Source organism: Bartonella propinqua, from assembly GCF_047263965.1.
Classification (GTDB): domain Bacteria; phylum Pseudomonadota; class Alphaproteobacteria; order Rhizobiales; family Rhizobiaceae; genus Bartonella.
The window spans coordinates 1-16,471 of sequence record NZ_JBLEBK010000001.1; the positions used below are offsets into that span (position 1 = coordinate 1).

Sequence of the window (16,471 nt, forward strand, 5' to 3'; positions counted from 1 at the left end):
CAAATGACATATCAGTAAAACCTGCTTACATGCCAATCATAGAGTCTGCCAGTCTACTAATCTTCCAATCTGCAAATCTTCCAATCTGCCACTCGCCCCTTCTGCCACCCTGCCAATCTGCCAATCTGCCAATCTGCCAATCTGCCAATCTGCCAATCTGCCAATCTGCCAATGATAATCATTTACAACATACATCCGATAGCAACACTATAAATTTAGCACTTTTAAAAAAATTCTTTTTACATTTTTCCTTCTTCTCAACGCCTCGCCTCAATTCTTTCCTCATCGCCCACCTTATGTACCAATTTACCACCCAAACACCAATACTTCCCTTGCTTTTGTGATAAACAATAGCGCATAACAAAAACAGAGCGAAACATCAGAGCTGTCGCAGGAAAAAACTTTAAGAAAAACCAAGGAGATTGAGAATGAAATTTTTTGTGGATAGTGCGCATATTGAAGATATCCGAGAGTTACAAAATTTGAATCTCGTCGATGGCGTTACCACCAATCCTTCTCTCATTCTCAAATCGGGACGTAATATTCTCGATGTCATAAAAGAAATTTGTGCACTTACTGATGGACCTGTTTCTGCCGAAGTTACAGCAACTGAATTTGAAACTATCATGAAAGAAGCAGCTGTTTTAGCAAAAATTGCCAACAATATTTGCATCAAGCTCCCTCTAACATTTGATGGATTGAAAGCATGTAAGGCTCTGACAAAACAAGGATTAAAAACAAATCTCACACTCTGTTTTTCTGCCAATCAAGCTCTATTGGCAGCCAAAGCAGGGGCAACATTTGTTTCACCTTTCATCGGCAGAATTGACGATTGTGGAGTAGATGGCAGCAAACTGCTTCATGAAATTCGCACGATTTATAATCACTACGGCTTTAAAACACAAATTTTGGCAGCCTCAATTCGCACCGTTAATCATGTCAAGCAAGCAGCACTAAGCGGTGCAGACATTGCAACTGTCCCACCCGAAATTTTAAAAGCACTCATCAAACATCCTTTAACTGACAAAGGCTTGCAGATATTTTTAAATGACTGGAAAAAAACTGGACAAAATATTGCTTAAAGCTTTAAAAGCTTCTGTGAGAGTGACATAAAAATCCGTTCAGCCAATTCCGTAGCTGCACGCTTTTGAGCGTCTTTTTCTGCCTGCAGCGTTGCATATTCTTGACGAAGACGTTCAAAAGATACGTTCGCAAATCCACTTCCTTTTGCAACAGGAGCATTTTTCATATCTTGTAAAGTATAGACAGCCATGCTTACTATGGTTCCCATAGAATAGCGCCCTATGCTTTTTTTAGCTCGATCAACCTCTATCTTCATAGATTCACGTGTGGAAGCTGATGTCTTCAATATCAATCGATAAGCTGGAGCAGCAGGTTTACTCCTTCCATTTCCATACAAAAGAAACAGCAAATGATTGCGTACCATTTGACCAAAACGATCTGAGGGTTCTTCAACGACAATACTGGCAAGCTTTTCGGAAAGCCCAAAAGAATTTCGCTTTGAATAAGAAAAAGAATCTATTGTCGTTGAAACCTGTGGCGTCTGACGGTAAAGTGGCTCAACCGTGCACCCACAAAGAAGTGTCAACACACAAGCTAAAACCACAAGAGTAAGATTTTTAAAGAATAACATTAAAACCCCTCCGTCATAATTACTTTTATAGGAAAAAAGTCCATTATCATCGAAGTTGAGAAGTCCCTAACACCAAAGCAACTCAAGCTGTGTGCCCACACAAAAGCGTGAGCCAATCAGCGAAAACCGTAAAAACAAAACTGTTAAAAAACGACATTAACGATCCTCTGTGGAACAATAATCATTTTCTTCACTGGTTTTTCAACCAGATGCGCTTGTACAAAATCAAGAGCCAACACCGCTTCTTCAATCATCGCTTCATTTGCTGTTGCCCCAACAGTGACCTCACCACGTTTTTTCCCGTTAATCTGTACTGGCAAAGTGTAGCATTCATCAACAATTAATGCGGAATCATAAATAGGCCAAGGAAGCTGAGAAACCAGAGTTTTCCCCCCTAAAGCAGTATGACATTCTTCCGCTAAATGAGGAATCATAGGCGCAATCATAGCAAGAAAAAAATCCATTGCTTGACGTAACGATGCCTTCATTTCATCGTCAAGAGCTTCCACCTTATTTAACAAGGGCGCCATCACGTTCAAGAATTCATAAAGACGTGCAATTGCCCGATTAAATGCAAACTTTTCCAAATCATCTTCCACAGCACAAAGTGTACGATGCGCTGCCTTTGAGAGTTCTAAAGCTGCACCCTTGTGCCCTGTACACGGAACCACTTCCTTTAAAGCTGGAGCGCCCAAAGCCACGCAGCGCCAAACACGCTGTATAAAGCGATGTGCTCCCTCAACACCAGCTTCTGTCCAGATAACATCCCGATCAGGAGGAGAATCCGACAATACAAACCAGCGCACCGTATCTGCTCCATAGGATGCGATAATATCATCAGGATCAACGACATTCTTTTTTGATTTTGACATTTTTTCAATCAAACCAATTGTCACTTCGCTTTGATCGGTCAATTTATACGCCTGACGTTTTCCATCCTTTTCAACAATTGAAATTTCCGCTGGTGAAACCCACCCTTTATCATCCCGATAGGTCTCATGAACCACCATCCCTTGGGTAAAAAGCCCCCTAAAAGGCTCATCCACGCTCACATAACCAACCACTTTCATGGCACGCATGAAAAAGCGTGCATAAAGAAGATGTAAAATCGCATGTTCGATTCCACCAATATATTGTTGCACAGGTAACCATTTTGTTGCTGCATTTTTGTCTACAGGCTCTTGTGCGAAAGGTGCGGTAAAGCGCGCATAATACCAAGAAGAGTCAACAAATGTATCCATTGTATCGGTTTCACGTTTAGCAGGCTGACCACAAGAAGGGCAAGCAACTGTTTGCCATGTTTCATGACGTGTGAGAGGATTGCCAAGCTGATCAAAAGTCACATCATCGGGCAATACAACGGGTAAATCGGCACGTGGCACAGGCACCACCCCACACACTGTACAATGGATCATAGGGATCGGGCATCCCCAATAACGCTGACGCGAAACCCCCCAATCACGCAATCGAAATTGCACTGTTTTTTTCCCCTGAGGTTGCCCATTGAGCACTTGCTCTTCAAGCCGTTTAGCTGCCACTTCAAAAGCTTGTTGTGGTGTCAAACCATCCAAAAACCCTGAATTGATTATCACGCCATTACCAGTATAAGCGGTTTGAGCAATCACAAAATCTTGAGCATTGACCCCTTCTGGCAAAACCACTGGACGCACGGGGAGGTCATATTTACGTGCAAAATCCAAATCTCTCTGATCATGAGCAGGACAACCAAAAACAGCTCCTGTTCCATAATCCATGAGCACAAAATTGGCAATATAAACGGGAATATGCACTGTTGGATCAAAAGGATGAACAGCTAAAAGCTCTGTGCGAAATCCTTGTTTTTCAGCTGTTTCAAGTGCCGCAGTTGTTGTGCCACCACACCGACAACTTTCAATAAAAGCGCTCAGCGCTTTATCTTTTTTTGCCAAGGCTTGCGCAATGGGATGATCAACAGACAGCGCCAAAAAAGAGGCTCCAAATAGTGTATCAGGTCGCGTTGAATAACAGACAACTTCATTAAATGCCGCACAAGCATCATCGGCAATATTGGTCGTATTTAAAGCCCAACGAATTAATAAGCCTTGTGACTTACCAATCCAATTTTTTTGCATAATGCGGACTTTTTCTGGCCACTGCTCAAGCTCTTCAAGCCCTGCCAATAAATCTTCACTAAAGTCACTAATTTTGAAAAACCACTGCGTCAATTCACGTTGTTCAACCAACGCACCAGAACGCCACCCACGTCCATCAACAACTTGCTCATTTGCCAAAACAGTCTGGTCAACGGGATCCCAATTCACCTTTGCCACTTTGCGTGTAACCAATCCCTTCTGATACAAATCAAGGAACAGCATTTGTTGGCAATGATAATAATCCACATCACAAGTCGCAAATTCACGTGACCAATCTAACGACAACCCCAATTGTTTTAATTGTTCCCGCATCACTGCGATATTTTGGTAAGTCCAAGTTTTGGGATGCACTTTATTTTGCATAGCAGCATTTTCAGCTGGCATCCCGAAAGCATCCCACCCCATGGGATGAAGCACATTAAACCCCTTTGCACGTTTATAGCGTGCAACAACATCTCCCATAGCATAATTGCGCACATGCCCCATATGAATGCGACCAGAGGGATAAGGAAACATCTCTAAAACATAATATTTTTCACGCTGATCTTCCTGAGCAGTTTGAAAAATTTTCTTTTCATCCCAAATTGCTTGCCATTTTTGTTCTTGGGCACGTGGATTATAGCGTTCGATTGTCATTCCCATTATACTCTTTGTAAAATTAAACCAAAAAACTTCATTTTATGCTTCACCACGGATTAAGCCCATCGTCAACATTTTCAACAAATATTTCACTAAGTATTTTACAAAGCTCTTATAAACAATTACCCAATGCTGAAATTAAAGACAGAAAGTACGAAAATATGAGCACACTGCACACCATCCCTCCTGTTCCTTCCATTAAAGCGTGGAAAAGTTTGCAAAAAGACATTGCCGAAATATGTCAAGACATACAGCGCCCCTTGGAAGATGTGCAACTGATCGCTGTTTCAAAAACAGTCTCTGCAGATGACATTATCCCCCTTTTGCACGCAGGTCAGTCTCTTTTCGCAGAAAACCGTGTGCAAGAAGCTGCTGAAAAATGGCACCGCTTGCGTCAACAGTTTGATTCCATTGAACTTCATCTCATCGGTCCTTTACAATCCAATAAAACAGCACAGGCTGTTAAACTTTTTGATGTCATCCAAACTATCGACCGCGAAAAAATTGCCAAATGCTTAGCCGAAGAAATGCAAAAACAAAAAAGACGCCTTCCTTGTTATGTTCAAGTCAATATCGGAGAAGAGCCGCAAAAAAGTGGTGTTGCACCACAAGACGTCATTCCCTTTGTTGCCCAGTGCAAAAATCATTATGGGCTTGATATTATTGGTCTTATGGCAATCCCACCAGCACAAGAAAACTCTGGACCTTATTTTGCTCTTCTAGCAAAACTCGCAAAAAAAGCTGGTCTTGCGAAACTTTCTATGGGAATGTCCAATGACTTTAAAACTGCCCTTCAATTTGGCTCTAACGTTCTTCGTATTGGCTCAGCTTTATTTGGAAAGCGCCCTGTTTGACTCTATTTTTACTAAAACCAATACCATCATTATACTTGCAAAATACTTGCCAACAAACAATGTTGCGACTATTTTTGCACTTAAAATAGTTTAGCCTTTAAATTTAATCTACTCCACAATTGCCTCTTGTCAATCCACCCTTTAGCTTGCAATTATACAATTGGCTCCCATGATACTCAATAATAAATAGAGTACAAATACAAACAAGCAGTATAAATACAAAATTCCTAAACGTCATTTATTATAAAACATATAGTATATAAGGCAAAAAAGCGATCATACTGTTATTATACAAGGTGCCCACGTGGTAAAACAACTTATTTTCGAGATATCATCATACGTCGATAAATCAACGAACATGGTATAAAAAATCACGAACTAACAATAGAGAAAAAGCTTTGAAACTCAATTTATCATAAAGCTTATGGTATATAAGGAAAAAATAAAATAATCCTACTGTTATAACAAAGGGTACAAACATCACACCACGTGATGACCCACTGATATCTCATATACACGGGAACGACAGTATCATTTTCATCATACAGATCAACGATACAAAAAACAAATCCGTTTGATTCTATTTGCCGCAACGCTTATATCGCACCCTAAAAAAATAGAGGATCCTGCTAATACAGTAAAAATTACACAGCAGAATACAAAATTTACAACGTTTTGTATATCGGATAACAGATAGGATATAGTAGAAATGATACCCTACGCTATCATAATGATTTTTTACACTCCCTCAAGAATAATTGGCACATTCCTCAAGAGAAATATACCAATAATTACCCCTAGAGTTACCCCTAGAGTTACCCCTAGAGTTACCCCTAGAGTTACCCCTAGAGTTACCCCTAGAAAAAGGGATAACATGATATTCTCATCCTACAATCAAAATTTTTAGAGTATGAGTTTGAAAGCAAATGACATCTGTAGCAAAGCTCTATGAATAGAATAATAAAACACTAAATGAATTTATATTCACTTGTTTTTTTAAGAGAAAATTTTCTTGCTTATTTTTGTTAACTTTCTGTTTTATAAAAATAAAATTCCACTAAGATATCCATATTATACAAATTACATAAATAATCTCATCCTTTGATGATTGCATAATGTATATAGTAATATTTAATTCTGATTTATAATTACGAGATAGGATCAAATTTGGTCTTCTGGGCAGCGTAAACGCTCAAAACAGCATGAAAATACCCCTTTGAATATAATCTGCTCAAGATTTTGAAAATTGCCGTGCAAACTTTTGTAATTTAATTTAATTTAGGAAGTGAAGCTGTTCATTGAAGGAAAAACTGAGAGGAGAGTTTTATCCAAACGCAAAAATACAGTGGCTGACTTTTCCAAACAAAAAATTATTTAGATTATTTAAGGGAGGGAAATTATGTCTGAAAAAATTTATCCAATACCAGCAAACATCAAAAAAAATGCCTTGATCGATGAGGATACCTATCAAAAATGGTATCAGGAAAGCATCAACGATCCAGAAACTTTTTGGGCAAAGCATGGGCAGCGTATTGAGTGGTTTAAACCTTATACAAAAGCAAAAAACACTTCATTTAACGGCAATGTATCGATTAAATGGTATGAAAATGGAATAACCAATGTTGCGTATAATTGCATTGATCGCCATTTAAAAAACCATGGTGACAACACCGCGCTGATTTGGGAAGGAGATAACCCTTATCACGATAAAAAAATAACTTATAACGCACTTTATAAACATGTCTGTCGTTTTGCAAATATCTTAAAAAATCACGGTGTAAAAAAAGGTGACAGAGTCACCATTTACCTACCGATGATTCCTGAGGCAGCTTACGCCATGTTAGCCTGTGCCCGCATTGGTGCCATTCATTCAGTTATTTTTGCTGGCTTTTCTCCTGAAGCAATAGCAGGACGTATTGTCGATTGTAAATCGACTTTCATTATTACTGTCGATCAGGGTTTGCGTGGAGGAAAATTAATTAAGTTAAAAGACAATATTGATGAAGCTATTCATATCGCAGCACACCATCATGTTCACGTAGATAAAGTCATGGTCATAAGACGCACCAGTGGAACAATTGATTGGATTGAAGGACGTGATTTTTGGTACCATGAAGAAGTCTCTCATGCCAAAACCGATTGTCCGCCAGAAAAAATGGATGCTGAAGATCCACTTTTTATTCTTTATACCTCAGGCTCAACGGGCAAACCAAAAGGTGTTTTGCATACCACGGCAGGCTATCTTGTTTACGCATCGATGACCCACCAATATGTTTTTGATTACCACCCTCATGAAATTTACTGGTGTACTGCCGATATTGGCTGGATCACTGGTCATTCTTATTTAATTTATGGACCTTTATGCAATGGAGCCACAACTTTAATGTTTGAAGGTTCACCAACCTTTCCCAACCAGAGCAGATTCTGGGAAATTGTCGACAAGCATAAAGTCAATACGCTCTACACCGCACCAACTGCTATTCGTACATTGATGGGTGCAGGCAATTCATTTGTTGAACGCTGTGCAAGAACATCCTTACGCCTCCTAGGCACCGTAGGTGAACCTATTAATCCAGAAGCATGGAAATGGTTTTACCACACGGTTGGAGAAAGCCGCTGTCCCATTATTGACACATGGTGGCAAACAGAAACAGGAGGGCATATGATTACCCCTTTGCCTGGTGCAACACAACTCAAAGCAGGCTCAGCAACACGCCCGTTCTTTGGTATTCAACCGCAAATCATTGATGCTCAAGGAAATGTTTTGGAAGGTGAAGCTGAAGGTAGTCTGTGTATTATTGACTCATGGCCAGGACAAATGCGCACCCTCTATAATGATCATGAGCGTTTTATCCAAACCTATTTTTCTCTATATAAGGGCAAATATTTTACAGGCGATGGTTGTAAACGAGATAATGATGGCTATTATTGGATTACAGGACGTATTGATGACATTCTCAATGTCTCTGGACACAGAATAGGAACAGCTGAAATTGAATCAGCACTGGTTTCTCATCCCGCTGTTTCAGAAGCAGCTGTTGTTGGTTACCCTCACCCCATTAAAGGACAAGGCATCTATAGTTTTGTCACATTAATGGAAGAAACACCCATAAGTGAAGAGCTACATAAGAGCATTATTGAGCATGTTAGAAAGGAAATAGGGTCGATTGCTACATTGGATAAAGTTCAGTTTACCCCTCAGCTACCCAAAACGCGATCGGGAAAAATTATGAGACGTATTTTGCGAAAAATTGCTGAAAATAATTTTGACAACCTAGGAGATATTTCAACCCTTGCCGAACCACAAGTCATTGATGATCTTATTGCCAACCGTCAAAATGAAAAAAACACTGCTTAACGAAAATATCCATGGTAACTTCAGCACTCTTGTTAAAGCCATTTTAATATTCCAGCTAAAGTTATCAATATAGTCAATGAAGGAAAACGTAACAATGAGATGATACTCTTACAATCTCTAAAATAGACAATGTCCTTGAATATAAACAGAGAATGGTTAAGTGTAAAGACGAACAAACCTAAAAAACAGTGATAACAAAATGCCTTACAATGACGCAAGAGAGAAGCAGAAGTGGTAACGAACAGTGATTCATTTTGAAAATGTCGGTCTACGCTACGGGATGGGCCCTGAAATTTTACGTGATATTAGCTTTCATATCCCTTCTGGATCATTTCAGTTTTTAACTGGTGCTTCTGGAGCGGGAAAAACGTCATTGATGCGTTTAATGTTTTTAACACTCAAACCAACGCGCGGTCATATTGACTTATTTGGAGTTGATACAGCATTGCTCAAACGACAAGAGCTTCCTGCGTTGCGACAACGTATTGGAGTTGTTTTTCAAGATTTTCGTTTACTTGACCATATGACCACTTATGAGAATGTTTCTTTACCCTTACGCATTAAAGGACAAGAAGAAGCAACCTATCGCAATGAAGTGGAAGATCTTTTACGTTGGGTGGGTCTTGGCAATCATATTCATGTTTTACCACCAGTTCTTTCTGGCGGAGAAAAACAAAGAGCAGCAATCGCGCGAGCACTCATTGACCAACCTGAAATCCTTCTTGCTGATGAACCAACAGGAAATGTTGATCCGCCTTTGGCAAAACGCTTGCTACGTTTGTTTATTGAATTAAACCGTTTTGGAACAGCTGTCGTCATTGCCACCCATGATGTCGCACTGATGGAACAAGTCGCAGCACGGCGTATGATTCTCCATAACGGACGGATGTCAATTCATGAATAAATCTTTCCCAATTTTTACAAGAGATAAAAAAAGCACCACTGCTATCATCCCCAGCAGCAACATTTCTGGGCAAGCATTGGTGGCAGTCATTGCTATTATGACATTTCTCTCAAGCTTAACATTGATTGGTGTTGATTTAGTGCAGCGTGCTGCCAACAGTTGGAGCAATCAAATTAGTTATGAAGCAACAATTCAAATACGCCCCATTGACAATGTCGATATCGAAAAAGCTCTTCATGATGCAGTTAAATTGGTTAAAACATTTCATGGTGTACAAGACGCCAAAATTGTTGACAAAAAATCTACTGAAAAATTGCTCGAACCATGGCTTGGAACAGGTTTAAATTTAAGTGAACTGCCACTTCCCCGACTCATCATCGTCACATTAAAAGAGGATGAAAAAATCAATTTTTCCGCAATTAAGCAAGCAATCAAAGCACAAATTCCAGGAGGACAGTTTGATAATCACCGTGTTTGGGTAAACCGTTTTGCGACAATGGCACAAACAACAGTTTTGATTGGTTTTGCAATTTTAATGCTGGTTCTAAGCGCACTGATACTCACGATTATCTTTGCCACACGCAACGCATTGGCAGAAAATGCACATATTATCAATGTATTATACTTCCTCGGCACGAAAACCATTTTCATTGCACGACAATTTGACTGGCATTTTTTTAAAACTGCACTACGGGGTGCATTATATGGTGGCGCGATAAGCATATTGCTGTTTAGCGCTTTTTCCTTTTGGACAAGCTATAACTTGGATAAAGTTGAAGCCAGCCAAGTTACGGCTTTATTTGGACATGTTTCCCTAAGTTCCATCCCTTATGTAAAGATCATTGTCCTTATTCTTTTCGTTGCCTGCCTGACCATGCTTACCAGCCGCATAACCATTTTGACACAACTTAAAAAAATTGATCAATGCGAAAACGGCTTATTTTAATTTTTATGACCTATAACTGACATGATCTCAAATCATCAAAAATATGCCAAACCAGAGCATCTCTCTAAAAAACATTCTCTATGCAGTCTATGGCGTCTTCAATGCTTATTTCGCTCGTTTCCCCCGACAACACTTGTTCTTTTTATAATAGTTTTGTTATTTTGCGTTAGTTTTGTTATTTTTTCTGAAAAAATTGGACAACTTAAGCCACCAAATCCTTTACCCAAAGCGGATGCAATCATTGTTCTCACAGGAGGAGAAAACCGAATAGAGACAGGGATCAATCTCTTGCAGCAAGGGCTTGGTTCTCGACTTTTAATCAGTGGAGTAAACACGACAACCAATCTCAATCGGTTCATACGCATTACACATATTAATCCACAGCTTTTCGCCTGTTGCGTTGACATTGGACACAAAGCAATTAACACAAAAGGAAATGCTGAAGAAAGCGCTGCTTGGATCAAAAAGCACCATTATCAAACAGTGTACATTGTCACCCACGATTATCATATGTGGCGTTCTTTGCGTGAGATCAAATATTTAATGCCTAACGTAAATTTTATTGCCTATCCTGTAAAAAAGAATGACATTGAAGATACAATACAACAGATTAATCAAATCCGCATTCTTGCATTTGAATATATTAAAACGATTGACGTATATATCAGAACTATATTCTGACCGTTACGCATTGGTTTTTAGTAAGCTTTCCCCAAAGGCTCTTCACCCTGCCAATCGCAACCATCCATCATTACAATCGACCAACAGTTATCTGACACGACAAGCACCACTAATACCTTACTTTCTTACATACCAATCCATTTTGATATTAGTCATCCTCTTTGAGATCAGATTTTTATATAAACATTGAAAATGACTGCTCAAAATAACAATTCTTTTCCCTGCACAAATTATCAGTAATACGATTTTTCATCACAACAAAAAGCATCTCCCCTTCTTTACCATGCGCCCATTATGCCCCATCTAGCTCTTTTGCCAAAGCAAGGTTCCATAGAGGAAATTTCTTTGCACACGTTCAAATTTTGGGTATTCTGATCCCCATTTTGTTGCCTCATTAAAAAGCAACATCGCTGACACAACACAACAGATTAATCAAAGCAGCGTTCTCTTCTAGTGCTTCTTTTTTTAAATCAATAAATATTCCAATTTATAGGCACAACACCAAAAGCGCATGTATCACAACTATCAACACTCTTTGCAATTGGTGATACTTAATCACGTGAAAGAGCAACAACAGGGTCAAGCCGTGAAGCTTGCCGCGCTGGTGAAAATCCGAAACACACCCCAATAAAAGTCGAAAACAAAAGTGATATGATGATCGAATCAATCGTATAAACGAAGGGAATAGGTGCATCAAACAACACAAACAAACTACCGATAAAAAAGCCCAGCAGAATCCCTAAACCACCACCAATGACACAAACCAAAATTGCTTCAATTAAAAATTGCTGTAAAATATCACTTTGGCGTGCGCCAACTGCCATCCGCACTCCAATTTCATTGACCCGTTCAGAAACCGTAACCAGCATAATATTCATCACACCAATACCACCCACAACCAGTGAAATAGCTGCAATTGAAGACACTAAAAGCGTTAAAACACGCATACTCTCTATGATACGATCACGGAATAACTCAGAATTTCTAATAAAAAAGTCTTGTTCACCATGCCGCGCAATTAAAACACGCCGCACCATATCCTCAGCTAAATGTGAGTCGACATTGTCAGCAATCTTCAAGGTAATTGCACGCACATCTGTCGTTCCGAGAAAACGCGTTTGCACTGTTGTATAGGGCAAATATATCTCCAACGTATTGGATATGCCTGCGCTATTTTTCGAAGCAACAACACCAACAATACGCGCTGGAACTTTTCCCACATGCACCACTTTCCCAATAGGGCTTTCATGACTATGGGGGAAAAGAACAGAAAGCGCTTCTTTTTCTACCACTAAATCAACCGTCCTATCACGCACACTTTTCCAATTAAACAAATGCCCTTCAATAGCTTTTAGTCCTTGTGTTTTAAAAAATTGTTCTCCCACCCCCATAATGACAGCATTAGCTTCAACTGCACCAAAACGCACTGTCGAGCTTGCTGAAATCTGAGGCGTTACCCCAGCAACATAGGGCAACCCAGAAAGAGCCTCCGCATCAGCTTCAACCAAACTGGTTATTTTGTCTGCTTGTGGATCAGAGAAATTTTTTCCAGGAAAAATTGTCAATGTATTAGAACCCAAACTTTCAAAATTTTCTAAAACTTTTTCTCGTGTTCCATTCCCCAAAGCCACCATGGCAATAATCGCACCAATACCGATAATCACCCCAAGCATTGTTAAAAAAGTGCGCATCCGATGCGCATTCATTGCTAACAAAGCCATGACAAATGCCTCACGAAAACGCTCAATAAAAGAGCGAAAAAAACCGAGTGACTTTTGATCTTTTAGATTTTGTTTTTCATAAAGAGGTTTATGATCAATTCTTTTTTCTGCAGCCATTGAAACATTATCGGCAATAATTTCTCCATCACTAATTTCGATAATACGCTGTGCTCTTTTCGCTATCTGCATATCATGGGTTACAATAATAATGGTGCGCCCTTCCTGATGCAATTCATCCAAAATACGCAACACTTCTTGACCGCTCTGTTTGTCTAACGCGCCAGTCGGCTCATCTGCTAAAATGACCTCAGCATTGTTCATGAGCGCACGCGCAATAGACACACGTTGTTGCTGACCACCTGAAAGCTGATTTGGACGGTAATTCATTCGATCGCCCATCCCCAAACGTATTAAAAGATCCTGCGCACGTTTTTTTCTTGTGCCCACTGCCCACCCTGCGTAAATAGCTGGAATCTCAACATTGCCAAGAGCTGTTAATTCATTCAACAAATGATAACGCTGAAAAATAAATCCAAAATGATTGCGCCGCAAAGCTGACAATTCATCGGCAGTAAGGGTTGCTGTTTCTTTCTCTGAAATCCAATAGCGACCAGAATTTGGTCGATCAAGGCAGCCTAAAATATTCATTAATGTGGATTTTCCTGAGCCAGAAGCGCCCACAATTGCCACCATCTCACCACGCTTAATCGTGAGATTAATGTTTTTTAAAACAGTAACTACTGTTTCGCCTGCAGAAAATTTGCGCTCAATATTTTCCAAAACGAGAACAGCATCTTTTTGCTTTGTTTCCATGCCTTAGATCTCATCTTCGCTATAAGTATCAGAATGATCTGGCATTACTGCATCACGTGAGCTGGTAATAACTACGTCACCCTCATTAAGCCCTGAAACAATCTCTGCCATAACCTTGTTATTGAGCCCAACGGTTACTTGTTTTGCAATGACCTTGTTTTGTTCTCCCAAAAGCGAGACCCAAGCTTTACGTTCGTTTGTTTCATCACGTAAAGCACCACTTGGAATTAACAAGACACCTTTAGCACGACCCAGTACAATATGAACTTGAGCAGTCATATAAGTACGCAGAAAATTGTCCTTATTATCCACATGCACAATCCCATTATAATAGACCGCTGATGATGCTAAGGAGCTAGAATTCCCTATCATACCAGGATTAATGCTCACATCAGCGCGAATAGATTCAGGCGCAGGCTCTATCCTTTCTAAGGTTCCTTCATAACGGCGCTGTGAATTGCCCAAAACTGTAAAATAAAGAGGTTGTCCTACACGCGTTTTAAGAATATCGGCTTCTGAAATTTGCGCTTTAACAATCATCTTTGACAAATCGCCTAAAATAACAATTGTTGGCGCTGACTGAACCGCATTCACATTCTGCCCTTCTTCAACAACTGTTGCTAAAACTGTTCCTGCTGACGGAGCAGTCACTCGCGTATAATCAAGGTTAACCTCTGCACTTTGCACATCAATTTTTGCCTGCACAACCTGCTCACGAAGCTGAACAACTTGCGCTTCACGTATTTTCACTTGTGTTGTAGCATCATCAAGACTTGCCCATGAAATTGCGCGCGATTCGATCATTTTTTTCTGACGTTCTAAATTTTTTTGTGCAAGAATAAGATAAGCTTCATGCTCTAAAAGGCGCGCCTGATAATGTGACAACGCTGCTTTTTTTCTTTTCAGATCATTTTCCTGATCTGTGGGATCAATTTCTGCCAAAAGATCCCCTTCTTCCACAACACTCCCAGGGGCAACACGCATTGACACAACCCGCCCTGTTGCGCGTGCGCCAACAGCAACCAACCGATAAGGACGAACAATACCAGAAGCTAAAACAGTCTCTTCAATATCACCACGCTTTACCAGTGCTGTTGCGTAAATTTGTGTAGACGTTCCAAAAAAAACTGCACGCAAATACAATAAAAAAACGACAAAAAATATACCGAGTAAAAATAGAAAACGTTTTTTGCGTTTCATAATAAAGTTTTTTATTAAATCTTTTTTCATTGTCTTACCTTCGTACGCGAGCGCGGGTAACACCATCAACAACTTCTGGACGCGATACATCAATCACGCCATCCCAACCACCCCCCAATGCTTTCATCAACGCAATATATTGAGTTACTAAAGAAATACGACTATCTTCAAGTGCCATTTGCGAAGAATAATAAGAGCGATCAGCATTTAATAATTCAAGGAAACTAGTATTTCCATTTTCAAAAAGAGAGCGTGAGAGTTTCAATGAATGCAGATAGGCAGCACTAGCTGCAACAAGCTTTTCTAAACGCTGTTGTTCTTTTGTGAGTCTTACAAGTGCATTTTCTACATCTTCTAACGCCCCCAACACAGCTGCCCGATAAGCAATAAAAGCTTGATCGCGCTGCGCACGCGCCACCGCAACAGAAGCCACAAGCTGTCCTCCATTAAAAAAAGGAAAACGAAGACTTGGTCCAAAAGCCCACCCAATCGTTGAATGCTTCCACAACTGATCAATTGTTGCTGCCGCTGTTGAAATATTACCAGTTAGCGTGAGTGAGGGGTAGCGCTCTGCTTCACGCTGCCCTATCCGCGCTGTAGCTTGTGCATATTGACGCTCTGCTCGTCGCAAATCTGGACGTGTTAACAAAATATCAGCTGGGATGCCTGCTGGAATTGGCCATTGTGGTTGTGGCACTTTCATTTTTTCAGCATCTTTTTGCAAAAGTTTTTCTAAAGCAAAAGGCACACGACCAGTTAAAACAGAAAGACGATGAATGCTCATTGCCAAATTTGCTTCCATCTGTGATATATCTGCTTCTGTGCTTGCCATTTGTGCCTGAGCATTTGAAGCATCAAGTTCCGAAATATCACCAGCTGCTAATTTGGTACGTATTAAATTAAATGTTTTACGCTGTGACAAAGCAATTTGCTGCGCAATCAACAATTTTTGTTGCCAACCGCGCACTTGCACATAATTTGTTGCCACATCTCCCAACAGCGTCACCATTGTGTCACGCATATCTTCTATGGCTGCATCAAGACCATAACGAGCCGCTTCAACTGCACGCTTCCGCCCGCCAAAAAAATCCAACTCCCAGCTTGCATCAAAACCGCCACGATATTGACTAAAAGATGTATCAGACTGTCCAGAATTGCGGGTGCCTGAAATTGAGGTTGACAGATTTGGCGCAAGAGATCCCACGACTTGCCCGAGGCTGGCACGTGCTTCACGAATACGTGCTTTAGCAACGGCAACATTATTACTTCCAGAAATTGCGTAATTTACTAACTCATTTAAAACAGGATCATCCAGACGCCGCCACCATCCTGCAAGTGCCACAGAGCGCTCAGATGTGCGCGCAGATTGCTGCCTCCAATTTTCTGGAACACTGAAAGATGTTTTATGATAATCAGGACCAACCATACATCCTGACAGCATAAAGACACATAAAAGAGTATTATAATATAAGTTTTTTGAGGTAATACACTTTAAGCTCCTGATATACATCCACTCTCTCGTATTTTCCAGAATCAACTCATTAATATCTTATTCACCAAAGCTTTTAT

The 16,471-nt window shown here is 40.1% G+C and carries 12 protein-coding genes; 6 read left to right on the plus strand and 6 right to left on the minus strand.

The annotated features are described in order from the left end of the window. Window positions 1–36: 36 nt before the first annotated feature. On the minus strand, window positions 37–195 hold the full coding sequence (locus ACMFKV_RS00005; protein ID WP_413154169.1) for a hypothetical protein: 159 nt from the start codon (window positions 193–195) through the stop codon (window positions 37–39). Between the two features lie 233 nt (window positions 196–428). Between ACMFKV_RS00005 and fsa the strand changes: the two genes are divergently transcribed. Then, window positions 429–1,082 (plus strand): fructose-6-phosphate aldolase, encoded by a 654-nt coding sequence (gene fsa, locus ACMFKV_RS00010; protein WP_336287496.1) that lies wholly within the window; start codon window positions 429–431, stop codon window positions 1,080–1,082. Here the strand turns inward: fsa and ACMFKV_RS00015 are convergent. Together ACMFKV_RS00015 and leuS are read right to left on the minus strand one after the other, a co-directional pair. Then, complete coding sequence (locus ACMFKV_RS00015; RefSeq protein ID WP_413154170.1) at window positions 1,079–1,654, minus strand: hypothetical protein; 576 nt, start codon at window positions 1,652–1,654, stop codon at window positions 1,079–1,081. The genes fsa and ACMFKV_RS00015 overlap by 4 nt on opposite strands. Before the next feature lie 143 nt (window positions 1,655–1,797). Then, a complete protein-coding gene (gene leuS, locus ACMFKV_RS00020) occupies window positions 1,798–4,422 on the minus strand; it encodes a leucine--tRNA ligase (RefSeq protein WP_413154358.1) in 2,625 nt (874 codons plus the stop codon). A 164-nt stretch (window positions 4,423–4,586) separates the two neighbouring features. Here leuS and ACMFKV_RS00025 point away from each other — a divergent pair, with 164 nt between their 5' ends. The 5 genes from ACMFKV_RS00025 to ACMFKV_RS00045 all read left to right on the plus strand — a co-directional run bounded on the left by ACMFKV_RS00025 (window position 4,587) and on the right by ACMFKV_RS00045 (window position 11,168). Next, window positions 4,587–5,279 carry a YggS family pyridoxal phosphate-dependent enzyme gene (locus tag ACMFKV_RS00025; RefSeq protein WP_336287498.1) on the plus strand — a complete coding sequence of 231 codons (693 nt, stop codon included), beginning with the start codon at window positions 4,587–4,589 and terminating at the stop codon, window positions 5,277–5,279. 1,399 nt (window positions 5,280–6,678) lie between these two features. Beyond that, window positions 6,679–8,637 carry an acetate--CoA ligase gene (gene acs / locus ACMFKV_RS00030; RefSeq protein WP_413154171.1) on the plus strand — a complete coding sequence of 653 codons (1,959 nt, stop codon included), beginning with the start codon at window positions 6,679–6,681 and terminating at the stop codon, window positions 8,635–8,637. A gap of 244 nt (window positions 8,638–8,881) precedes the next feature. Beyond that, window positions 8,882–9,541, plus strand: coding sequence for a cell division ATP-binding protein FtsE (gene ftsE, locus ACMFKV_RS00035; protein ID WP_336287500.1), 660 nt, complete (start codon window positions 8,882–8,884; stop codon window positions 9,539–9,541). After that, the gene (locus ACMFKV_RS00040) at window positions 9,534–10,487 is read left to right on the plus strand and encodes a cell division protein FtsX (protein WP_413154172.1); all 954 of its coding nucleotides are present in this window, start codon (window positions 9,534–9,536) and stop codon (window positions 10,485–10,487) included. The genes ftsE and ACMFKV_RS00040 overlap by 8 nt, the downstream gene beginning before the upstream one ends. Window positions 10,488–10,508: 21 nt before the next feature. Continuing rightward, window positions 10,509–11,168: a YdcF family protein gene (locus ACMFKV_RS00045; protein WP_336287502.1), complete on the plus strand. Its 660-nt coding sequence runs from the start codon at window positions 10,509–10,511 to the stop codon at window positions 11,166–11,168. Window positions 11,169–11,719: 551 nt separating this feature from the next. Here the strand turns inward: ACMFKV_RS00045 and ACMFKV_RS00050 are convergent. From ACMFKV_RS00050 to ACMFKV_RS00060, 3 genes are read right to left on the minus strand one after another with little or no spacing between them, the layout of a single operon-like run. Next, window positions 11,720–13,702 (minus strand): MacB family efflux pump subunit, encoded by a 1,983-nt coding sequence (locus ACMFKV_RS00050; RefSeq protein WP_336287503.1) that lies wholly within the window; start codon window positions 13,700–13,702, stop codon window positions 11,720–11,722. A gap of 3 nt (window positions 13,703–13,705) precedes the next feature. After that, complete coding sequence (locus tag ACMFKV_RS00055) at window positions 13,706–14,932, minus strand: efflux RND transporter periplasmic adaptor subunit (protein WP_413154173.1); 1,227 nt, start codon at window positions 14,930–14,932, stop codon at window positions 13,706–13,708. Between the two features lie 4 nt (window positions 14,933–14,936). Further along, a complete protein-coding gene (locus ACMFKV_RS00060) occupies window positions 14,937–16,412 on the minus strand; it encodes an efflux transporter outer membrane subunit (RefSeq protein WP_413154176.1) in 1,476 nt (491 codons plus the stop codon). Window positions 16,413–16,471: the final 59 nt, after the last annotated feature.